This window comes from Streptomyces murinus (assembly GCF_002154555.1).
GTDB lineage: Bacteria > Actinomycetota > Actinomycetes > Streptomycetales > Streptomycetaceae > Streptomyces > Streptomyces murinus.
Genome location: NZ_MUNF01000263.1, coordinates 1 through 4,690, shown reverse-complemented (window position 1 = coordinate 4,690; position 4,690 = coordinate 1). Strand labels below are relative to the sequence as shown.

General features: G+C 72.7%; 3 protein-coding genes. 1 reads left to right on the top strand and 2 read right to left on the bottom strand.

Going from position 1 to position 4,690, the window contains the following annotated elements; all coding sequences use genetic code 11:
• Nucleotides 1-989, bottom strand: a 989-nt coding sequence (locus CCN72_RS17420) for a DUF2330 domain-containing protein (RefSeq protein ID WP_244174280.1), incomplete at its 3' end; no start/stop codon positions are given.
• 156 nt (nucleotides 990-1,145) lie between these two features.
• Nucleotides 1,146-2,525 (bottom strand): glycine betaine/L-proline transporter ProP, encoded by a 1,380-nt coding sequence (proP, locus tag CCN72_RS17415; protein WP_086808314.1) that lies wholly within the window; start codon nucleotides 2,523-2,525, stop codon nucleotides 1,146-1,148.
• A 410-nt stretch (nucleotides 2,526-2,935) separates the two neighbouring features.
• On the opposite strand from proP, the gene CCN72_RS17410 reads away from it, so the two are divergent.
• The coding region (locus CCN72_RS17410; protein WP_167408684.1) for a bifunctional glycosyltransferase 87/phosphatase PAP2 family protein at nucleotides 2,936-4,690 on the top strand (1,755 nt) is incomplete at its 3' end.

Below are 4,690 nucleotides of genomic sequence, written 5' to 3'. Positions count from 1 at the left end.
CCGCCCGTATCTCCGGCGACCACGAACTGCGCCGGGCCGCCACGGACACCCCCGTCCAGCAGGTGATCTATGACGACGAGCTGGACCGGGTCGCCGGAGATACGGGCGGGCTGCGGGAACTGCTGGGTGAGCGCGGTCAGGTACGGCGTCCCGTGGGCGAGGGTCCCGAGGGCGCCGCCGGGGTCGGTGAGGCGGCCGGCGTAGACGGTGCGCGGCGGCGGTCCACCGATCGCCGTGGCCGGTTCCATGCGGTGCGCGGCGACGACGTACAGGCCCAGCGACTGGGGGGTGGTGGCCAGCCGGGACAGGCGCATCGGGTAGACGGCGCGGTCGGCGGCGAAGGTGAGGTGCAGCGGGTCGAGGGCGCCGCGCAGGGCGGTTCCTGCGGTGTCGGGGGCGAGGCGGATCGCGACGTACTCCCAGTGCTCGGCCACGTACGGCGCGAGGGCCGTCTTCAGCCGGGCGGGGAGCATGAAGCCGTTGGCGCGCAGCCAGGTGTCCAGGGCGGCCGGGTCGGTGGCGGTCAGCCGTGCCACGTCGAACGGGCCGAGGCGCTGGCGTCCGACGACGCCCACGGCGGCGCCGGGCCGCGGGGCGGCGGCCGCGGCGCCGTCCGCCCGCTCGTCGAAGGGCCAGTCGCCGTTCCGCGGCCAGAAGTGGGACCGGGTGCGGTGCACCGGGGCGATGGCCCGGGCCAGCTGGTCGAAGACGGCGGGGTCCCCGAGACGGACGGTGGCGCGATGCGGGACGGGCATGATCCAGGCGGCGTTCCGGGCGTCACCGGTGACGGTCAGGCGCATGACGATCTGCTCCTGGCGGCCGTCCCAGCGCAGCACGGACTGCTCGTTCGACACGGCGATCCGCTGGGCCGGATCCACGACCATCGCACCGCAGCCGCAGGCCCAGGCGGGCGAGATCAGCCAGGTGAGCTGAATGCCGAGGAGTGCGAGTACGACCGAGAGTATTCGTGCGGTCCTTGGCGTGCGCAATGTCCGTCCCCCCGTTGTGCGGCTACGCACGGTACGGACGAGGGGAGTGAGATCGCGGTTCCCTCAGCCGGGGCAGCGCCCCGAAGGGGCGCGGGGAACCGCGCGATCAGCCACGACGGACCCGCGGCTGGCGACTCACCCGCACTCCTGCGGCGCCTACCGGCTCTCCACTGCCGGGGCGGAACCCGGCAGCGGCCGGCCCGCCGTCTCCGACATCCGCCACACCGCGAACCCGCCGATCACGGCCGCGGCCATCATGTAGTACGCGGGCATCATCATGTTGCCCGTCGCCCCGATCAGCGCCGTCACCACCAGCGGCGTCGTCCCGCCGAACAGTGACACGGACACGTTGAACCCGATGGACAGCGACCCGTACCGCACCCGGGTCGGGAAGAGTGCGGGCAGCGCGGCCGGCATGGCCGCCGTGAAGCAGACCAGCAGCAGACCCAGCGCGCCCATGCCGAGCGCCACCGCGAGCAGGCTGCCCTGGCGGATCAGCAGCAGCGCCGGGACGGAGAGGAACAGGAAGCCCGCACAGCCCGCCGCGATCACCGGGCGGCGGCCGATCCGGTCGGTCAGCGCACCGGCGAACGGCTGGACGATCATCATCAGCGCCATCACGCCGAGCACCACGAGCAGGCCGTGCGTCTCGTCGTACTTCAGCTCACTGGTGAGGTAGCTCGGCATGTACGACAGCAGCATGTAGTCGGTGACGTTGAAGACCAGCACCAGGCCCACGCAGAGCAGCAGCGCCCTCCACTGGCCCGCCACCATCTCCCGCAGCGGCACCTTCGGGCGCTCCGCCTCCGCCTTCTCGACCTCCGCCGCGAACGCCGGGGTCTCCTCCAGGCGCATCCGCAGATACAGGCCGATGATGCCCATCGGACCGGCGATCAGGAACGGGATGCGCCAGCCCCAGGAGAGCAGGTCCGCGGAGGACAGCAGCGCCGTCATCAGCGTCACCAGACCCGCGCCGCCGATGTACCCCGCGAGCGTGCCGAACTCCAGCCAGCTGCCGAAGAAGCCGCGCCTCTTGTCGGGGGCGTACTCGGCGATGAAGGTCGAGGCGCCGGCGTACTCGCCACCGGTGGAGAAGCCCTGCACCAGCCGTGCCGCGAGCAGCAGCAGCGGCGCGCCCACGCCGATCGAGCCGTAGGAGGGGATCAGACCGATCGCGAACGTGCCCGCCGCCATCATGATCATGGTGAGCGCGAGGACCTTCTGCCGGCCCACCCGGTCGCCGAGCGGGCCGAAGACCATGCCGCCGAGCGGGCGCACCAGGAACGCCGCCGCGAAGGCGCCGAACGTCGACAGCAGCTGGGCCGTCGGGTTGCCGGACGGGAAGAAGACCTTGCCGAGGGTGACCGCGATGTAGCTGTAGACACCGAAGTCGAACCATTCCATGGCGTTGCCGAGCGCGGCCGCCTTCACGGCGCGCTTGACCAGCGCGGGATCGGTGACGGTGACGTCGCGGGCGGCCGCCGGAGCGGCCCCGCGGGCCTTCAGCTGGGGAGTGACGGCTGTGACGGTCGCCAAAACGGGGCTCGCCTGCCTTTCGTCGGGGACAAGGACGTGGCCCCCGACGACGGCGCGGGAACGCCTGACGTACGGAGGGCCGAAAATCGACCATAGGCACGGATTGCGCCGTTACGTACCGCGCACGGATGCGTGCATAGTGCAGCTAAAGGGCGCGTCAACAGGTAACTCTGCCCGCTCGCGACCGGCCGATCCGCGCCCCCGCTGTGATGCTTCTCGCGCCCCCGCACAGCAACCGCAACCCCCGCGCACTATCGTCATCCGGGCAAAAGGGGAGCGGGCGCCAGGTGAACCGGGGGTTGCCTGCGTCCCCTTCCGGGGGGTCTGCGAGCCTCGTAGGGTTGCGCAGAGGTGACCCGGCGTGCACGACGCACGGCCGGGACGTAAACGGGGCGGGAGGCCGACGCGGCGTGGCGAACGTGGAACACGGTGGGGGACCGAGGGAGGGCTTCGGGACGCCGGACGCCGAAGGACGGCTGCGCGCGGCGCGGCTCGCGCTGTGGGCGGTGGCCGCGATCCTCGCGGTCCGGCAGCTGACCGCCGTCCTCACCACCCCGAGCGGCAAACGCCTGACCGACCTGGAGACCTGGGTCGGCCCGAACGGCGTGCTGCACGTCAAGGGCTCCCTGTACGACTCCACGCAGTTCACCGGCACGCCCTTCGCCGGGCTCGTGCTCAAGCCGCTCACCCGGGCCGCGGAGGCCGCCCTCGGCTGGAGCTGGACCTTCGCCACCCTGCTGCTGGTGGTCGCGCTCGGCATGATCGCCGCCCGCGCGCTGCCCCAGCCGGTGAGCCGGCGCACCTCCCTGCTGGCCGCGCCGGTCGCGATCAGCCTGCTGATGCTCTCGCTGCCGGTGCGCAACGCGCTCTGGCTCGGGCAGACCAGCATCATCCCGGTGCTGCTGGTCCTGCTCGGCTGCTTCACCGTACGCGGGGAGCGGGCCAGTGGGCTGTGCCTGGGCCTGGCCGCGGCGCTCCAGCCCACCGTGCTCCTGTTCGTACCGCTGCTGTGGTTCACCGGCCGCCGCCGGGCCGCCCTCAGCGGCGCCGGCACCTTCGCCGCGCTGACCGCGCTCGCCTGGGCCGCGCTGCCGCACGACTCGGTCACCTACTGGCTCCAGCACACGGCAGGCGTCGGCCTCGGCGGCAAGGCCGACGCGCTGGGCAACCAGTCCCTGCACGGCGCCCTGCTCCGCCTCGGCCTCACCGGGCCGCTGGAGATCACGCTGTTCCTGCTGCTCGCCGCGGCCGTCTCCGTCCTCGCCCTGCGCCGCGCGGTCCGCTACGCGCGGGACGGGCAGCTGCTGCTCGCCGTGGCGATCACCGGCTGCGCCGCGGTCGCCGTCTCGCCCACCACCTGGCAGCACCAGCTGCTGTGGCTGCTGCTCGCGGTGGTCGGCCGGGTCGGCCGCCGGGCCTCGGACCGCAGCGTGTGGCCGGTCGCGGTGGTGCTGGTGATGACCCTGCCGGCGAAGATGATGCTGCCGAACACCCCGGCGCTGTACGCCCTGCGCGACGACCTGGTGCTGGTCGCGGCGCTGGCCGCCGCCGTCGCCGTACCGTTCCTGTCCCGCACCTCGCCGTACTACCAGGAGCCCGTACCCACCGAGTACGCCCCCGCGGTCCCCGCCCGCTTCCGGGGCATCCCGCTGCTGCCCTTCCTGCGCCGGGTCCTCACCCGCCCGAACCTCCTCCTTGAGCTGCTGCTGATCCGGGTCGTGTACGCCGCGTACGCGCAGGTCCGGCTGGCCGCGGGCGCGAGCGGGGACGACCGGGGGCGGGCGACCGCGGAGCACCACGGGCGGATGGTGTTCGACACCGAGCGGTTCCTGCACATAGACATCGAGCACTGGCTCAACCACACGGTGGCGGGGATCGGCTGGCTGCGGGACTTCTTCGACTTCTATTACGAGTCCTTCCACTTCGTGCTGCCGCTCACGGTCCTCGCGGTCCTGTACTGGCGCCGCCCGGTCGACTACCGCTGGGCCCGCACCTCCCTCGGCTTCGCCACCTTCCTCGCCCTGATCGGCTTCTGGCTCTTCCCGCTGGCCCCGCCGCGGCTGATGCCGGGCCTCGGCTTCATCGACACCGTGCACGGCGCGCAGGACCTCGCGCACCCGGACTACGGCGCGATGACGGCCCTCACCAACCAGTACGCGGCGATG